We start from the raw sequence: 16401 nt of genomic DNA, 5'->3' as shown, positions 1-16401 counted from the left end.
TCCGGTATATGGATGAGACTTTATGTATTTTCTGTGTTTTTCGTCATTTCCGTTATTTTGTGGAAAAAAAAAACTCCTTTATCTTTCGATAAAGGAGTTGTAAATAAAAACTGGCGGCGACCTACTCTCCCGCTTTCGCAGTACCATCGGCGCTGGTGGGCTTAACTTCTGTGTTCGGAATGGGAACAGGTGAGCCCCACCGCTAAAACCACCCTAAAGGCTGTATATATTGTATCATGTCGGGTGTAATACGTACCATGTATTTGCATTATACGTTGTACATCCTACATTGTACAAGTTTAATCGATAAAAACTTTCACAAAGACAAAACCTTTCATGCACTTATAAGGCTTGTTTTAAAAATAACCAATAGGCTATAAATCTACGGGTAATTAGTACTACTCGGCTATGACATTACTGCCTTTACACCTGTAGCCTATCAACGTTGTCATCTCCAACGACCCTTAAAAGATGTCTCATCTTGAGGCGAGTTTCGCACTTATATGCTTTCAGTGCTTATCTCTTCCAAACGTAGCTACTCAGCGGTGCACCTGGCGGTACAACTGATACACCAGAGGTTTGTTCAATTCGGTCCTCTCGTACTAGAATCAAGCCCTCTCAAACATCTAACGCCCGCAATAGATAGAGACCGAACTGTCTCACGACGTTCTGAACCCAGCTCGCGTGCCACTTTAATGGGCGAACAGCCCAACCCTTGGGACCTTCTCCAGCCCCAGGATGTGACGAGCCGACATCGAGGTGCCGAACCTCCCCGTCGATGTGAGCTCTTGGGGGAGACTAGCCTGTTATCCCCGGAGTACCTTTTATCCTATGAGCGATGGCCCTTCCATACGGAACCACCGGATCACTATGTCCTGCTTTCGCACCTGATCGACTTGTAGGTCTCACAGTCAAGCACCCTTATGCCATTACACTCTACGCACGGTTACCAAGCGTGCTGAGGGTACCTTTGAAAGCCTCCGTTACTCTTTTGGAGGCGACCACCCCAGTCAAACTACCCACCACGCAATGTCCTTCTAAAAGAAGTTAGGCTCCAAGTAAGTAAAGGGTGGTATTTCAACGTTGACTCCACCAACACTAGCGTGCCGGCTTCAAAGTCTCCCACCTATCCTACACATTACTTACTCAAAGTCAATACGAAGTTATAGTAAAGGTTCACAGGGTCTTTTCGTCCCATTGCGGGTAATCGGCATCTTCACCGATACTACAATTTCACCGAGCTCGTGGCTGAGACAGTGCCCAGATCGTTACACCATTCGTGCAGGTCGGAACTTACCCGACAAGGAATTTCGCTACCTTAGGACCGTTATAGTTACGGCCGCCGTTTACTGGGGCTTCAGTCAATGCCTTCGCTTGCGCTAAGCACCTTCCTTAACCTTCCAGCACCGGGCAGGTGTCAGACCCTATACAGCATCTTTCGATTTAGCAGAGTCCTGTGTTTTTGATAAACAGTCGCCTGGGCCTCTTCACTGCGGCCAGCATTGCTGCTGGCGTCTCTTCTTCCGAAGTTACGAGACTATTTTGCCTAGTTCCTTAGCCACGACTCACTCGAGCACCTTAGGATTCTCTCCTCGACCACCTGTGTCGGTTTTGGTACGGGTTGCTTCACTTCGGCTTTTCTTGGAAGCGAGTTCACTACAACAACTTCGCCCGAAGGCTAGGTCTTGACTATTCCGTCAGTCTCCAGTAGCTACGTCACTCCGTCCCCTTTTTAGTGTGAGCAAGTATGGGAATATTAACCCATTGTCCATCCACTACCCCTTTCGGGTTCGCGTTAGGTCCCGACTAACCCTCAGCTGATTAGCATGGCTGAGGAAACCTTAGTCTTTCGGTGAGGGGGTTTCTCGCCCCCTTTATCGTTACTTATGCCTACATTTTCTTTTCTGTCCGCTCCACAATACCTCACGATACTGCTTCGGCGCAGACAGAATGCTCTCCTACCAGATGTATTAATACAAATCCATAGCTTCGGTAATATGTTTATGCCCGATTATTATCCATGCCGGACCGCTCGACTAGTGAGCTGTTACGCACTCTTTAAATGAATGGCTGCTTCCAAGCCAACATCCTAGCTGTCAATGCAGTCCAACCGCGTTGCTTCAACTTAACATATATTTGGGGACCTTAGCTGTTGGTCTGGGTTCTTTCCCTCTCGGACATGGACCTTAGCACCCATGCCCTCACTGCCGCAGAACATTTATTAGCATTCGGAGTTTGTCAGGAATTGGTAGGTGGTGAAACCCCCGCATCCAATCAGTAGCTCTACCTCTAATAAACTTTTTTGCGACGCTGCACCTAAATGCATTTCGGAGAGTACGAGCTATCTCCCAGTTTGATTGGCCTTTCACCCCTACCCACAGGTCATCCGAAGACTTTTCAACGTCAACCGGTTCGGTCCTCCACTCTGTGTTACCAGAGCTTCAACCTGCCCATGGGTAGATCACAAGGTTTCGCGTCTAATCCTACTAACTATGCGCCCTATTCAGACTCGCTTTCGCTCCGGCTCCGTAACTTAATTACTTAACCTCGCTAGTAAAATTAACTCGTAGGCTCATTATGCAAAAGGCACGCCGTCACCCAACTTGTGGGCTCCGACCGCTTGTAGGCGTACGGTTTCAGGTTCTATTTCACCCTTCTATTCGAAGTGCTTTTCACCTTTCCTTCACAGTACTTGTTCACTATCGGTCTTTCAGGAGTATTTAGCCTTGGAGGATGGTCCCCCCATATTCAGACAGGATTTCACGTGTCCCGCCCTACTCATTTATCATCTTAATATACCTTTCGAATACCGGGCTATCACCGTCTTTGGCTGTTCTTTCCAGAACATTCTTCTAAATATATAAAGACTTTTGGGCTAATCCGCTTTCGCTCGCCACTACTTACGGAATCTCTTCGATTTCTTTTCCTCCGGGTACTTAGATGTTTCAGTTCTCCGGGTTTGCTTCCCCTAAGGGATGTCATGTCTTCAACATGACGGGTTGCCCCATTCGGACATCTGCGGATCTATTCGTGTGTGCCAATCCCCGCAGCTTTTCGCAGCTTACCACGTCCTTCTTCGCCTCTGAAAGCCTAGGCATCCGCCATACGCCCTTAACGATTTCTTTCCTATTTTTAGGTTACTCAAGCACTTATAAGTGCTCGGTTTTCTCTTTGTGATGTCTTTACCGTTAATGTCAATGATCTTAATGTCTTCTTTTCCAACTGATGAACAGATGTTGTTTTTGGCTCCATCCGTAACTTTTAAATCAGTCTTCCAAAACTGTGGAGAATAAGGGAGTCGAACCCTTGACCTCCTGCGTGCAAGGCAGGCGCTCTAGCCAGCTGAGCTAATTCCCCCTCTAGCAGAAATTTTAAATCTTAAATGATACATTTTAAATGAACAATCTGTTTATAATTTAAAATCTATAATTATTAATCTATAATTCCCTGTAATTAGTAGTCTCGGGCAGGCTCGAACTGCCGACCTCTACATTATCAGTGTAGCGCTCTAACCAGCTGAGCTACGAGACTGTCTGTTAGACGTAAAGACGATAGAGTGATAGATAATAGACTTCTATATCCGTCTTTTCTCTAATTCCTTTCTTCTTTGTCTCTCTCAATCCCTTTACTAATTTCTAGTGGGTTTTGTATTTTTTTATATATCAACCAAATAAAAAACTAAAGCTATACTTTAAGCAAGTACATGGATACATAGTATCCGTTTGTTTTGTTTAACGTCTAAGGACGCTCTAAAATGAGATGTTCCAGCCGCACCTTCCGGTACGGCTACCTTGTTACGACTTAGCCCTAGTTACCTGTTTTACCCTAGGCAGCTCCTGTTACGGTCACCGACTTCAGGTACCCCAGACTTCCATGGCTTGACGGGCGGTGTGTACAAGGCCCGGGAACGTATTCACCGCGCCATGGCTGATGCGCGATTACTAGCGATTCCAGCTTCATAGAGTCGAGTTGCAGACTCCAATCCGAACTGAGACCGGCTTTCGAGATTTGCATCCTATCGCTAGGTAGCTGCCCTCTGTACCGGCCATTGTATTACGTGTGTGGCCCAAGGCGTAAGGGCCGTGATGATTTGACGTCATCCCCACCTTCCTCTCTACTTGCGTAGGCAGTCTCACTAGAGTCCCCAACTTAATGATGGCAACTAGTGACAGGGGTTGCGCTCGTTGCAGGACTTAACCTAACACCTCACGGCACGAGCTGACGACAACCATGCAGCACCTTGAAAATTGTCCGAAGAAAAGCCTATTTCTAAGCCTGTCAATTCCCATTTAAGCCTTGGTAAGGTTCCTCGCGTATCATCGAATTAAACCACATAATCCACCGCTTGTGCGGGCCCCCGTCAATTCCTTTGAGTTTCATTCTTGCGAACGTACTCCCCAGGTGGCTAACTTATCACTTTCGCTTAGTCTCTGAATCCGAAAACCCAAAAACGAGTTAGCATCGTTTACGGCGTGGACTACCAGGGTATCTAATCCTGTTCGCTCCCCACGCTTTCGTCCATCAGCGTCAGTTAAGACATAGTAACCTGCCTTCGCAATTGGTGTTCTAAGTAATATCTATGCATTTCACCGCTACACTACTTATTCCAGCTACTTCTACCTTACTCAAGACCTGCAGTATCAATGGCAGTTTCATAGTTAAGCTATGAGATTTCACCACTGACTTACAGGCCCGCCTACGGACCCTTTAAACCCAATAAATCCGGATAACGCTTGCACCCTCCGTATTACCGCGGCTGCTGGCACGGAGTTAGCCGGTGCTTATTCGTACAGTACCTTCAGCTACTCTCACGAGAGTAGGTTTATCCCTGTACAAAAGAAGTTTACAACCCATAGGGCCGTCGTCCTTCACGCGGGATGGCTGGATCAGGCGCTAACCCATTGTCCAATATTCCTCACTGCTGCCTCCCGTAGGAGTCTGGTCCGTGTCTCAGTACCAGTGTGGGGGATCACCCTCTCAGGCCCCCTAAAGATCACTGACTTGGTGAGCCGTTACCTCACCAACTATCTAATCTTGCGCGTGCCCATCTTTATCCACCGGAGTTTTCAATTTAAAATGATGCCATTCTAAATATTATGGGGTATTAATCTTCCTTTCGAAAGGCTATCCCCCTGATAAAGGCAGGTTGCACACGTGTTCCGCACCCGTACGCCGCTCTCTCTGTCCCGAAGAACAAATACCGCTCGGCTTGCATGTGTTAGGCCTCCCGCTAGCGTTCATCCTGAGCCAGGATCAAACTCTCCATTGTATGTTTGTCTGACTCACTCAAAGTTTTTTTTACGCTTTAGTTTTTCCTTACTTGGTTGTTATATTGTATGTCAATGAACTTCGTTCTTCCGCTTCCTCAGCTGCTTATTTCTGTCGTTTAGCTTATGCTGATTTGCGTGTGCAAAAGTAAGTATTTATTTCATTCCGGCCAAATGTTTTTTAAAGAAATTTTAAAGTTTTTTTTAATAACCCTGAAACCTTTATCCAAATCAATGCCTTTCTACTCCTGCCCCCCTTTTATTGGGACTGCAAAGATACAAAAAAATTAAACCCCCGCAACTTTTATTTATTAAAAAATATAGGAAAGTTTACTCAATTAGTATCCCGTAAATAGAAAATAATACTCCGCTTTATTGAAAACTCTTCTGCGCTTACTCAAAAGTATTCCGTTTTAAGTGGGGCAAAAGTATGACATCTTTACCTTTACTTCCAAATTCACTTAACATAAAATTTAAAATTGTGGGAAAATAAAACCCTAAAATACTGATAGACCAAAACTTAAAATATAAACAATACTTATCCACAATGAGCAGATTTTTATTCGGACCGTTTTTAATCGAGCCCGGAAAGGAGTTTTGCTCCTCATGATATCCTTTGCTCCCGATGCAATAGAACAGTTGGAAGGCTCGCAATTTAATATAATGTATCATAAGCGTATTAATATGTTCTCCTTTGCTCCCTTTAAAAATTCTTTGAATTTTTAAAGGGAGCAAAGGACTTTACGTTGAAGGAATTAATGTTTCAATCACGTCGGATTTCTGTCGAAAATAGGAAATTTGATGAAGTCAATAATAAACGCTGGAAAATTTTATACTCAGGAACTGTTATTTATATTATATACACTAGACCCGATAGAAACGCTTACCCCGCAAAAGGATGCTGGAGAAAAAGGGGTGCAGAGTGGGAAGCCATAGCCTGAGGAATAAGTCGTGCGGGAAACACATGCTTATCAAATGCCGTGTGAAGATGAGTAATATAATGATATCTTCCTGAATATGATAGTAAATTCATGATTTGTAACTCACTATTCACCAATGGCGTTGTATAGCTAATCTTAACTGAATTTATCTCAACTCAATCAGATAACTCATTTGAAAAATGTATCTTTGCGGGGCTTATAAAACATTTATGAAATACGCAAAAAATATTCTTGAAACTATCGGAAATACGCCTCTCGTAAAGCTTAACAAAGTTTTGGGTGAAGATTTCCCTGCATTAGTTTTAGCAAAAGTGGAGACTTTCAACCCTGGAAACTCCGTAAAAGACAGAATGGCTCTTAAAATGATAGAAGACGCCGAAAAAGATGGCAGACTAAAGCCGGGAGGTACTATTATTGAAGGTACTTCAGGAAACACAGGAATGGGTTTGGCTCTTGCAGCAATTATCAAAGGTTATAAATGTATTTTCGTAACCAATTCTAAACAGTCAAAAGAAAAATGTGATATTCTTCGTGCCGTAGGTGCAGAAGTAATTGTTTGTCCTACAGATGTAAAACCAACTGATCCACGTTCCTATTATTCAGTTTCTAAAAGGCTGGCGACTGAAACAGAAAACGGATGGTATGTAAATCAATACGATAATTTATCAAACAGGGCAGCTCATTACGAATCTACAGCTCCTGAAATCTGGGAACAAACGGAAGGGCAACTTACTCATTTTGTAGTTGGAGCCGGAACAGGAGGTACAATTACAGGTTGCGGAATGTTTTTCAAGGAGAAAAATCCTAATATAAAAGTAATTGGAGTTGATACATACGGTTCTATTTTGAAGGAATTCCATGAGACAGGTGAACTTCATTACGATCATGCTTATACGTATATTACAGAAGGAATTGGTGAAGATATCATCCCTGAAAATTATGATATGTCAATCATTGATCACTTTGAAAAAGTAACTGATAAAGACGGTGCTATTTATGCTAGGAAACTGGCAAAGGAAGAAGGAATTTTCTGTGGATATTCTGCGGGAAGCGCGATTGCTTCTTTAGTTCAGATGAAAGCTCAGTTTACAGAAGATGATGTGATTGTAGTTCTTCTTCACGATCATGGCTCAAGGTATGTAGGGAAAATTTACAATGATGACTGGATGAAAGAAATGGGTTGGCTGGATTAAAGTTTATCCTTACTTTATAAAAAACTCAGAGCGCTATGCTCTGAGTTTTTTTATTGTTCGATATTTTTCTTTAATACTTGTTTAAGTGTGCTATAATCTTTTTCACTCATCGATTTCTTGGGAAACATATAATTATATTTTCCTTCAAGAGTAATATACTTTTCATTACTGTCGAAATATTGAAAATCTTTCCATTCGCTGGTCTCTTTTTCATTGTCAATGTTTACAGTAAAAAAGTTATTATCAAATGTAATTTCATAAATGTTACAGTTTTCAAGTTTAGTTAGATATTGCCTGACCTGTTTTTTCCATTTTGAAACTTTATTAATACCCAAAGAAAGATAAACAGCACAAAGTAAAAACAAAAAACTTACAAAATATAAAATCCCAAATTTTTCTTTGCTTAAATCACTTTTAAAACAAAATAAAATTCCCAGAATCAATCCTACGACAATAGTAGTAACAGTTTTCCCTCTTGTATTTGATGAAAAAAATAAACTTCCTTGATTTCCGCTAAAATATATTGCCTCGAAGTCCTCTCTTTTAGGTTTTAAAACAATAACCTTTTGTTCACTCATAAATTTAATTTGTTTTAACCATACAAAACTAAATTAAATATCTTCATATTTATTACTAATTGCAGAAAGTTTGCTCATCAGCTCTCTGTTTTTCTGTTTTAAACCCTCCATTTTCTTCAACATATTATGAATAACCTCCAAACCAGGAAGATTGATTTCCAAGTCATAATGCCAGTTTGTAAACCTTTCAAAAGACGGCAAATCCTCATACATCAGGTAGCAGGTTTCATTTTCTGTCTGAATATCCAGCAATCCGGAATCCACCAATTCATCAAAAAAAGTGACTTCAATATTATATATTTTTACGAGTTCTTCTCGTGATATTCTTTCACTCATAGCTTAGGAATTTTTAAGTTGTTGAAAAAGTTCTTTCTGTTTCTCGGTAAGATTTGTTGGTAATTTCACTTCAAATGTCACAAATAAATCACCAAATTGCCCCTCTTTTTTGTAGACAGGAAAACCTTTTCCTTTTAATCTTACCGTCATTCCGTTTTGAGTTTCGGGTTTTACTTTGAGGTTTACACTTCCATCCAACGTATTCACTTTTACATCACCTCCTAAAACTGCAGTGTACAGATCAATAGTAACTTTTGTTTTTAGATCATCACCAATTCTTTCAAAATTTGGATCCGCCGGAATATTAAACGTAATATATAAATCTCCATTCGGTCCATTATTAAAACCCGGATTACCATGACCTTTCAATTTAATCTGCTGACCATCATAAACTCCCGCAGGAATCGTAATTCTGACTTTTTTACCGTTAATTTCAAAAGTCTGCGGATGCGTTGTGGCAGCATCTTTCAAATTTAAATTTAATTCTGCATGAACATCTTGCCCTTTAAATTTCCCAGAAGCACTTCCTCTCGAACTTCTTCCGAAACCACTTCCTGCCCCACCAAACATACTTTGGAAAAAATCTGAAAAATCCTCGCCTTCCCCAAAATCAGCACCAGAAAATCCGTCCCCAAAATTTCCACCCTGACTCTGATATTGTCTCTGCTGCTGTTGAGCTTTTTCATATTCCTCACCATGTTTCCAGTTTTCACCGTATTTGTCATATTTCCCACGGTTTTCAGGGTTACTGAGAACTTCATTCGCTTCGTTCAGCTCTTTGAATTTTCGTTCAGCTTCTTTATCACCGGGATTCAGATCGGGATGCAGTTTTCTTGCTAATTTTCGGTAAGCTTTTTTAATATCATCCTGCGTTGCGTTTTTATCTACACCTAAAATTTTATAGTAATCTATATAAGCCATAGAAACGATTGTTTACCCAAATTTAAGAATTTTATCCATGAAATTAATATAACGGAATGTTAAAAATAAGCCTATCTTTGAGTAAAAAGCACCACATGAAAGAGGTTTTAAAAAACTACTCGGGAATCATATTTTTACTATTAGGAATCACTGTTGGAAGCATCATCGGAATTGTCGCACCAGATATCGTCGATTATCTAAAACCTTTAGGAGATATTTTCCTGAACTTGCTTTTCGTGAGTGTAGTTCCGCTGGTATTTTTTGCCGTTTCCAATTCGATTGCATCATTAGAGCAGCAATCAAAGTTTGGGAAAATTATGATAACGATGGCTTTTACCTTTCTGTTTTTTATTCTGACAGCTGCCATTTTTACGATTTGTGCAGTTTATTTTTTCCCGGTTTCAGGAGTTTCAGGAAGTAAGGAAATTGTAGAAGAAGCAGCGAATAATGACAGCTGGGGAAACAGGATTGTAGGATTTTTCACGGTGGGAGAATTTACCCAGCTTTTCTCAAGACAGAATATGCTGGCTCTTTTGATTTTTGCTTTTATGACAGGATTTTCTGCCAGAAAATCGGGGGAAAAAGGGCAATCTTTCAGAATGTTTATAGCTTCGGGATATGAAGTGATGAAGGAATTGCTTTTGTTAATCATGAAAGTTGCTCCTATTGGTTTAGGAGCATATTTTGCCTATCAGGTGGCGACCTTAGGACCTCAACTTTTTGGATTTTATGCTAAACCTTTAGGATTATATTATATTGCGGGAATTGTTTACTTTTTCGTATTTTTTTCACTGTATGCTTTTATGGCAAAAGGACAGAATGGAGTAAAAAGTTTTTGGACGAATGCTATTTATCCCACATTGACAGCTTTGAGTACCTGTAGCAGTTTTGCAACCATGCCTGCAAATTTGCAGGCTGCATCAAAAATCGGTATTCCAAGTCAGATTTCGAATATTGTGATTCCGATTGGGACAACTCTACATAAAAATGGTTCTTCCATGTCTTCAATTATTAAAATTTATGTAGCTTTTTTAATTATCGGAAGGGATTTTTTTGAACCAACCAATCTTTTATTGGCTTTAGGCATCACAGTTTTTGTGAGTATCGTTGCAGGTGGAATTCCTAATGGTGGATATATTGGTGAAATGTTGATGATTTCGGTTTATAAATTACCTCAGGAAGCAATTCCCGCGGTGATGATTATCGGGACGTTGGTTGATCCATTGGCAACAGTTTTAAATGCAGTTGGGCAATTAGTGGCTTCGATGTTTGTAAATCGTTTTGTGAAAGTCTGATTTTTATTTGAATAATTATCAGATTCTCACAAATTTATGTAAATTGCTTTTATCTCGCAGACTTGGCTGTTTGAGCAGATTTATTCACTCCGTTTTACAGGTTCTAAATTTTCGAGTTCTTCAGGAGTGAAAAGCTTATAATTTACCTTAAATGTCTTTCCTAAAGGTGTTTCCAAGGAAAATCCACCCGGTCCGAACCCGTTGACAACATCTAATGTAAAATGTGAATATTTCCAGTATTCAAACAAATCACGATCAATCCAGAATTCGTGGCCGTTGATGGTTCCAATCATGGCATCATTCATTCTTGGGAAAAAACCTCCTTTTTCGAAACATTGCGGCTGGGTTCCCTCACAGCAACCTCCGGCTTGGTAAAACATAAGCTCACCATATTTTTTTTCTAACTCCCAAATTACTTCCAAAGCTTTTTCTGTTGCTGAGAGTCTTGATATTTTAGTTTGCATAATTTTTTTATTTTTTTATTTAAATCGGCGAACCTCTTCGGGGTTCTTAACGCTTCCGTATCCTAAATCGTTTTTTCTTTTATAAAGTTAAAAAAAGTTCGGCGAAATAAATTTCGCCGAATCTTATAAAACTCATCATAATTTAGCTTGCACTTCCGGCAATATCGAGAACGATTCTGCCATCAATCTGCCCTTTTTTCATTTTATCAAAAACATCATTGATATCTTCCAGTTTTGCAGCGGTTACAGTTGCTTTTACCAAGCCTTCATTAGCAAAATCCAGTGCTTCCTGAAGGTCTTTTCTTGTTCCCACAATGGAACCTCTTACCGTGATTCTTTTTAAAACCGTTTCAAAAATCGGTAATTCAAAAGAACCGGGAGGGAGTCCGTTTAAGGCAATAGTTCCTTTTCTTCTTAAGACATCAATTCCCTGTTTGAAAGCAATTGGAGAAACAGCCGTAATCAATGCGCCATGCATTCCGCCTACTTCTTTATGTAAATATTCTCCAGGATCTGTGTTTTTTGCATTGACTACCAAATCTGCTCCCAGTTTTTTCGCTAATTCTAATTTATCATCCGCAACATCAATCGCTGCAACATGCATTCCCATTGCTTTTGCATACTGCACCGCCACATGTCCTAATCCTCCTATTCCTGAGATAGCAACCCATTCTCCCGGTTTTGTTTCGGTTTCTTTTAAACCTTTATAAACTGTTACTCCGGCACAAAGAATAGGAGCAATTTCTAGAAAGTTGACATCCGATTTCAAATGCCCGACATATCTTGAATCTGCAATCACATACTCTGCGAAACCTCCATCTACACTATATCCTCCATTTTTCTGTGCCTCACAAAGCGTTTCCCAGCCTGTAATACAATAATCACAGCATCCACACGCGGAATACAGCCATGGAACTCCGACTGCATCACCTTCTTTTACATAAGCTTCGGGACCGCAGGCAACTACAATTCCTACACCTTCGTGACCGGGAATTAATGGCATTTTAGGTTTCGCCGGCCAGTCTCCATCAACAGCATGTAAATCCGTATGGCAAACTCCGCAGGCAATGACTTTTACCAATACTTCGTACCTTCCGGGAACTTTTACCGGAACTTCTTCTATTTTTAACGGTTGTCCATAACCTTGGACAACTGCGGCTTTCATTGTTTTTGGAATCATATTTTGATTTTTTTGAATTAGTTTTAGTTTGAATTTCAGATATAAATTTCCTGCTCATCTGACTAGTTCAGATAAGGACGGAGCTGTTTCACGTGAGAGGTAGGTAAGAAGGGCGGTGAAGAACGCACCGAAACGAAGTGGAGAGCTCTGAAATAGCCCGACCGTTTTGCCTCAGCCTAAGCTGAGGCAAACGGGCACGCCCTAATATTTAAAATTAAAAGAAACCTAGTTTGTTTTTGTTGTAAGAAATCAACATATTTTTGGTCTGACGGTAGTGGTCAAGCATCATTTTGTGGTTTTCCCTACCGATTCCCGATTGTTTATAGCCTCCGAAAGGTGCCCCTGCAGGATAAGAATGGTACTGATTTACCCAAACCCTACCCGCCTGAATATGGCGCGGAATGTTATATAACTGGTGTGCATCTCTCGTCCAGACACCTGCTCCTAATCCGTAAATCGTATCGTTTGCAATTTTAACAGCCTCTTCTTCGTCCTTGAATGTTGTGAACGCCAAAACAGGTCCGAAAATTTCTTCCTGGAAGATTCTCATCCTGTTGTTTCCTTTGAAAATCGTCGGCTGAATATAATAGCCATTTTCAAGTCCTTCTCCTAGATTGTTTACATCTCCTCCCACAAGCACTTCTGCTCCTTCTTCTTTTCCCAGTTTAATATAAGAGAGAATTTTATCTTTTTGGATCTTCGATGCCTGAGCTCCCATCATTACTGTTTTATCCAATGGATTTCCTACTTTGATGGCTTTTACTCTTTCAATAACTTTTTCGATGAAAGCGTCTGCAATATCTTCCTGAACCAGTAATCTCGACGGACAAGTACAAATTTCCCCCTGGTTTAGAGCGAAAAGAACGGCACCTTCAATGGCTTTATCTAAAAATTCATCATCTGCATCCATTACTGAACTGAAGAAAACATTTGGAGATTTCCCACCCAGTTCCAATGTCACAGGAATGATATTTTCTGTTGCGTACTGCATAACCAAACGCCCTGTTGCTGTAGAACCGGTGAATGCTGCTTTTGCAACTTTTGGATTCGTAACCAACGCTCTGCCCAATTCTGCCCCGAAACCGTTAACAATATTCACTACTCCGTCAGGAAGCAAATCCCCGATAGTTTCCATTAAAACCATAATAGAAATAGGTGTGCTCTCTGCCGGTTTCAAAACCACACAGTTCCCCGCAGCTAAAGCCGGAGCTAATTTCCAGATTGCCATTAATAAAGGAAAATTCCATGGTATAATTTGTGCAATGACTCCAAGCGGCTCATGAACAATTAAAGAAACCGTATCTTTATCTAATTCATTATGAGAGCCTTCATCAGCACGGATTACTGAAGCAAAATACCTGAAATGATCAATTGCCAAAGGTAAATCTGCTGCTAATGTTTCTCTTACTGCTTTACCATTGTCAATGGTTTCAACCGTTGCTAAATATTCTAAATTCTGCTCAATCCTGTCAGCAATTTTATTTAAAATGATACTCCTTTCCGTCGATGAAGTATTCTTCCAGGTCTGGAATGCTTTGTCTGCAGCATTAACAGCCAATTCCAGATCTTCTTTGGATGAATGTGCCGCCTGCGTGAAATTTTTTCCATCAATCGGAGAAACAACGTCAAAATACTGTCCGTTTACCGGTGCTGTAAACTTCCCGTCAATATAATTATCATATTTGCTTTTAAATTCAGGCCACTGTAAAGTTGTTCCTGATTTTTGTTCTGTAATAGTGCTCATATTAGTATAATTTTAATTTTTATTTCCTACCAAATTACACTTACCTATAATATTCATATAGCACAATCGTACAAAAAAACTTCAAAATCGTGCAGACTGCAAATTTTATTATTTTATTAACAGTTACGTAAGTTTATAATTTTCTATATTTGAGTAAACAGGCAACAAAAAATGTTTAGAAATGAATGATAATATTTTTTTATTAAAAACTCCTGAATTAAAGAAGGAAAATCAGCTTTTGAGCCTAATTGAAAACCAGACAAAATTCAGTCTAAACAATTGTGAATTCAGTATCTATGAAACCCATCAGGCTGCTTTTGGGGTAAAATTACATTTTGAAACTATTGCATTTACGGCAATGCTTCGTGGAAAAAAACATATGAAGCTGGAAAATAAAACCCCGTATTTCGATTATTTTCCCGGGGAAAGTGTTTTGGTATCACCAGGAGAAACAATGGTTATTGATTTTCCGGAAGCTGACGAAACTCCTTCACAATGTATTTCTTTGAGCCTGAACCCTGAATTTATAGAAAATTCTTTAAATCATTTAAATTATCATCTCCCAAAAGTTGACGAAACTTCTCAATGGAATATTCAACTCGATGAATATTTTCTTTTTAACAATAAATCACTGGCTTCTGCCACCAACAATATTATGAGAATCGCCATGGATGACAATTCCCAAAAGGATATTATGGCGGATTTTGCCTTGAAAGAACTTTTAATCCGACTGATGCAGACCCAGGCAAGAAGTATGGTGGAAAAAAATATCGCTAAAAATAAGTCAAGAATAGGATTTGCAGTCGATTATATCAAAAAAAATCTCCATCAGAAACTATCTATTGACAGTATTGCAAAACTGGCTTATGTAAGCAAGTCAAATTTCTTTAAAATGTTTAGGGACGAATTGGGAACTTCCCCAAATGAATTTATTTTACAGGAAAGAATCAATCGGGCAAAAGAACTATTGGCAAATCAGAACAGCATTAAGGAAACGGCTTATCAGACCGGTTTTTCAGATGCTAATTATTTTACTCGAGTGTTTAAGCAGCTGGTCGGGGTAACACCGAAAAGTTACCAGGATAAAGTTTTGTTTTTAGAATAAAAAAAAACACCTCAAATCGAGATGTTTTTACAATTTATTATTGATTTATCCCTGATAAACATAATATCTTGCTCCTTTCAAAACCTGATTTTCCAGTTCTACAGAATGTAACCCAAAGCCTTTATAATTTTTATTAACCGAATTTTCCAGTTGTCTTCTGTGAAGTTTTTCATAAGTTTCAAAATCAATTGCAGTTCTGTTTTTTAAACCTTCAAACAAATCCCATTTTGCTGCAACATTTTTCCAGTTTTCTGAAATTTTTCCGGCAAAAACTTTTGATTTCGAGCCGCTTCCGTAGCCAAAAAATCCAATTTCCTGCCCTGCCAGCTCTTCATTTTCATTAAAGGAAGTCTGTAATGCAGAAAGTAAAGCCATGAAAATTGAAGCTGTGTACATATTTCCGATTTCTGAAGATGCTCTTTGCGACTTTTCGATTTTATTATTGATGAATTGAGTATAATCTTCAGATTTTGCGACCGATTTCTGCTCTTCAGGAGTCTTGTAAGAAAGCCCATTTTCCATGCTGTAAATTTCAGTAAAAACTCTTTTCCCGTGAAAGGCATAAGGAAGATGGAAAATAAGATATTTCCAAGTTTCAGAAGGTTTATTTTTTCCTGTAATTTCTTTGTAATGATTATAAGCCTCCCGGATTCTGTCCTGATAGCACTGATTTGAATATTGCCCGTCAAAAACAGGTTCATCCGTAAAAACTTCAATTTTTTCAGGAAAATTTTCAGGGGCATTTGTCAAATTTTCTTTTTTGAAATAGCGTCTTGGCTTAAAAAAATCAAAAACACTCTCTGTGGCGATACCCCAGTTATTTTCAATTTCCATTAAGTCAGGTTTTGAAGAAATCAAAACAGCAACGGCACCACCACCTTGTGTATATTCTCCTGAAGAAGCCAGTTCGTATTTTGCGTAATCACTTGCAATGACAACCGCTTTTTTATCAGGATTTACCCTTACAAAATCCAGGGAATTATGAAGCGCATCCACCGCTCCGATACAGGCAAAAGTCATATCTACAACATCGCAGTTTTTGAAACATCTGTCTCCGAATTCAGCCTCCAATAATTTTTCAACCATCTGCACAGCGTAAGAAGCCGTAGGTTTTGCCGCATCCAGCGCACTTTCTGTTCCCAGATAAATTCTTGATATTTCTTTTGGATTGAGATTATAATCAGTAACCAGCTTTAATAAAGCTTCTGCTGCAAAAGTCGCTGCATCCTCATGTACATCAGGAAAGCCCATTTTATGTAAACCCAAGCCTTTTTCCAGTTTTGCAGGTTCAATTCCTCTTTTTTCTGCTAAATCCCTAATTTCCAAATATAATGAAGGTACATAATAGCTTGCCGCTTCAATTCCAAAAGTCATACT

Annotated in this window: 11 protein-coding genes, 2 tRNA genes and 3 rRNA genes; 3 read left to right on the top strand and 13 right to left on the bottom strand. The window is 39.7% G+C overall.

From position 1 onward, the window contains the following. Positions 1–108: 108 nt before the first annotated feature. From rrf to ACM39_RS19220, 6 genes are all read right to left on the bottom strand, one after another. Positions 109–216, bottom strand: a 5S ribosomal RNA gene (gene rrf, locus ACM39_RS12055). A 156-nt stretch (positions 217–372) separates the two neighbouring features. Further along, positions 373–3125: ribosomal RNA gene (locus tag ACM39_RS12050) — 23S ribosomal RNA — on the bottom strand. Between the two features lie 158 nt (positions 3126–3283). After that, positions 3284–3357, bottom strand: a tRNA-Ala gene (locus tag ACM39_RS12045). Positions 3358–3457: 100 nt separating this feature from the next. Next, positions 3458–3531: transfer RNA gene (locus ACM39_RS12040), tRNA-Ile, on the bottom strand. Positions 3532–3752: 221 nt separating this feature from the next. Continuing rightward, positions 3753–5269 (bottom strand): 16S ribosomal RNA (locus tag ACM39_RS12035). Together the 16S, 23S and 5S rRNA genes with 2 tRNA genes alongside form the textbook arrangement of a ribosomal RNA operon. A gap of 881 nt (positions 5270–6150) precedes the next feature. Further along, positions 6151–6300: a hypothetical protein gene (locus ACM39_RS19220; RefSeq protein ID WP_165585117.1), complete on the bottom strand. Its 150-nt coding sequence runs from the start codon at positions 6298–6300 to the stop codon at positions 6151–6153. 117 nt (positions 6301–6417) lie between these two features. Between ACM39_RS19220 and ACM39_RS12030 the strand changes: the two genes are divergently transcribed. Further along, the gene (locus ACM39_RS12030; RefSeq protein WP_048511474.1) at positions 6418–7401 is read left to right on the top strand and encodes a PLP-dependent cysteine synthase family protein; all 984 of its coding nucleotides are present in this window, start codon (positions 6418–6420) and stop codon (positions 7399–7401) included. A 50-nt stretch (positions 7402–7451) separates the two neighbouring features. Here the strand turns inward: ACM39_RS12030 and ACM39_RS12025 are convergent, their stop codons facing one another. From ACM39_RS12025 to ACM39_RS12015, 3 genes are read right to left on the bottom strand one after another with little or no spacing between them, the layout of a single operon-like run. Next, positions 7452–7979, bottom strand: coding sequence for a YcxB family protein (locus tag ACM39_RS12025; protein WP_048511299.1), 528 nt, complete (start codon positions 7977–7979; stop codon positions 7452–7454). Positions 7980–8012: 33 nt separating this feature from the next. Further along, complete coding sequence (locus ACM39_RS12020; protein WP_048511298.1) at positions 8013–8315, bottom strand: chaperone modulator CbpM; 303 nt, start codon at positions 8313–8315, stop codon at positions 8013–8015. A 3-nt stretch (positions 8316–8318) separates the two neighbouring features. Continuing rightward, entirely contained in the window at positions 8319–9236 is a 918-nt protein-coding gene (locus tag ACM39_RS12015) for a DnaJ C-terminal domain-containing protein (RefSeq protein ID WP_048511297.1), read from the bottom strand. 95 nt (positions 9237–9331) lie between these two features. Between ACM39_RS12015 and ACM39_RS12010 the strand changes: the two genes are divergently transcribed. Continuing rightward, a complete protein-coding gene (locus tag ACM39_RS12010) occupies positions 9332–10531 on the top strand; it encodes a dicarboxylate/amino acid:cation symporter (protein ID WP_048511296.1) in 1200 nt (399 codons plus the stop codon). 80 nt (positions 10532–10611) lie between these two features. On the opposite strand, the gene ACM39_RS12005 is transcribed toward ACM39_RS12010, so the two are convergent. The 3 genes from ACM39_RS12005 to ACM39_RS11995 all read right to left on the bottom strand — a co-directional run bounded on the left by ACM39_RS12005 (position 10612) and on the right by ACM39_RS11995 (position 13919). Further along, positions 10612–10995, bottom strand: a complete 384-nt coding sequence (locus ACM39_RS12005; protein WP_048511295.1) for a DUF779 domain-containing protein — start codon at positions 10993–10995, stop codon at positions 10612–10614. Between the two features lie 142 nt (positions 10996–11137). Next, positions 11138–12175 (bottom strand): alcohol dehydrogenase AdhP, encoded by a 1038-nt coding sequence (adhP, locus tag ACM39_RS12000; RefSeq protein ID WP_048511294.1) that lies wholly within the window; start codon positions 12173–12175, stop codon positions 11138–11140. Positions 12176–12389: 214 nt separating this feature from the next. Next, positions 12390–13919, bottom strand: a complete 1530-nt coding sequence (locus ACM39_RS11995) for an aldehyde dehydrogenase family protein (RefSeq protein ID WP_048511293.1) — start codon at positions 13917–13919, stop codon at positions 12390–12392. Positions 13920–14100: 181 nt separating this feature from the next. Between ACM39_RS11995 and ACM39_RS11990 the strand changes: the two genes are divergently transcribed. Then, entirely contained in the window at positions 14101–15024 is a 924-nt protein-coding gene (locus ACM39_RS11990) for an AraC family transcriptional regulator (protein ID WP_048511292.1), read from the top strand. Positions 15025–15069: 45 nt separating this feature from the next. Here ACM39_RS11990 and ACM39_RS11985 read toward each other — a convergent pair whose 3' ends face one another. Then, on the bottom strand, positions 15070–16398 hold the full coding sequence (locus ACM39_RS11985) for a hydroxymethylglutaryl-CoA synthase family protein (protein WP_048511291.1): 1329 nt from the start codon (positions 16396–16398) through the stop codon (positions 15070–15072). Positions 16399–16401: the final 3 nt, after the last annotated feature.

The organism is Chryseobacterium sp. FH2, assembly GCF_001045455.1.
GTDB lineage: Bacteria > Bacteroidota > Bacteroidia > Flavobacteriales > Weeksellaceae > Chryseobacterium.
Note: the sequence above shows the minus strand (reverse complement) of the source record. Positions and strands in the feature narration are given on the sequence as shown.

Coding starts and splice junctions, on each gene's coding strand:
- ACM39_RS12030 (WP_048511474.1), top strand. CDS start 6,418: ATGAAATACGCAAAAAATATTCTTGAAACTATCGGAAATACGCCTCTC.
- ACM39_RS12010 (WP_048511296.1), top strand. CDS start 9,332: ATGAAAGAGGTTTTAAAAAACTACTCGGGAATCATATTTTTACTATTA.
- ACM39_RS11990 (WP_048511292.1), top strand. CDS start 14,101: ATGAATGATAATATTTTTTTATTAAAAACTCCTGAATTAAAGAAGGAA.
- ACM39_RS12005 (WP_048511295.1), bottom strand. CDS start 10,995: ATGCAAACTAAAATATCAAGACTCTCAGCAACAGAAAAAGCTTTGGAA.
- ACM39_RS11995 (WP_048511293.1), bottom strand. CDS start 13,919: ATGAGCACTATTACAGAACAAAAATCAGGAACAACTTTACAGTGGCCT.
- ACM39_RS12025 (WP_048511299.1), bottom strand. CDS start 7,979: ATGAGTGAACAAAAGGTTATTGTTTTAAAACCTAAAAGAGAGGACTTC.
- ACM39_RS12015 (WP_048511297.1), bottom strand. CDS start 9,236: ATGGCTTATATAGATTACTATAAAATTTTAGGTGTAGATAAAAACGCA.
- ACM39_RS11985 (WP_048511291.1), bottom strand. CDS start 16,398: ATGACTTTTGGAATTGAAGCGGCAAGCTATTATGTACCTTCATTATAT.
- ACM39_RS19220 (WP_165585117.1), bottom strand. CDS start 6,300: ATGAATTTACTATCATATTCAGGAAGATATCATTATATTACTCATCTT.
- adhP (WP_048511294.1), bottom strand. CDS start 12,175: ATGATTCCAAAAACAATGAAAGCCGCAGTTGTCCAAGGTTATGGACAA.
- ACM39_RS12020 (WP_048511298.1), bottom strand. CDS start 8,315: ATGAGTGAAAGAATATCACGAGAAGAACTCGTAAAAATATATAATATT.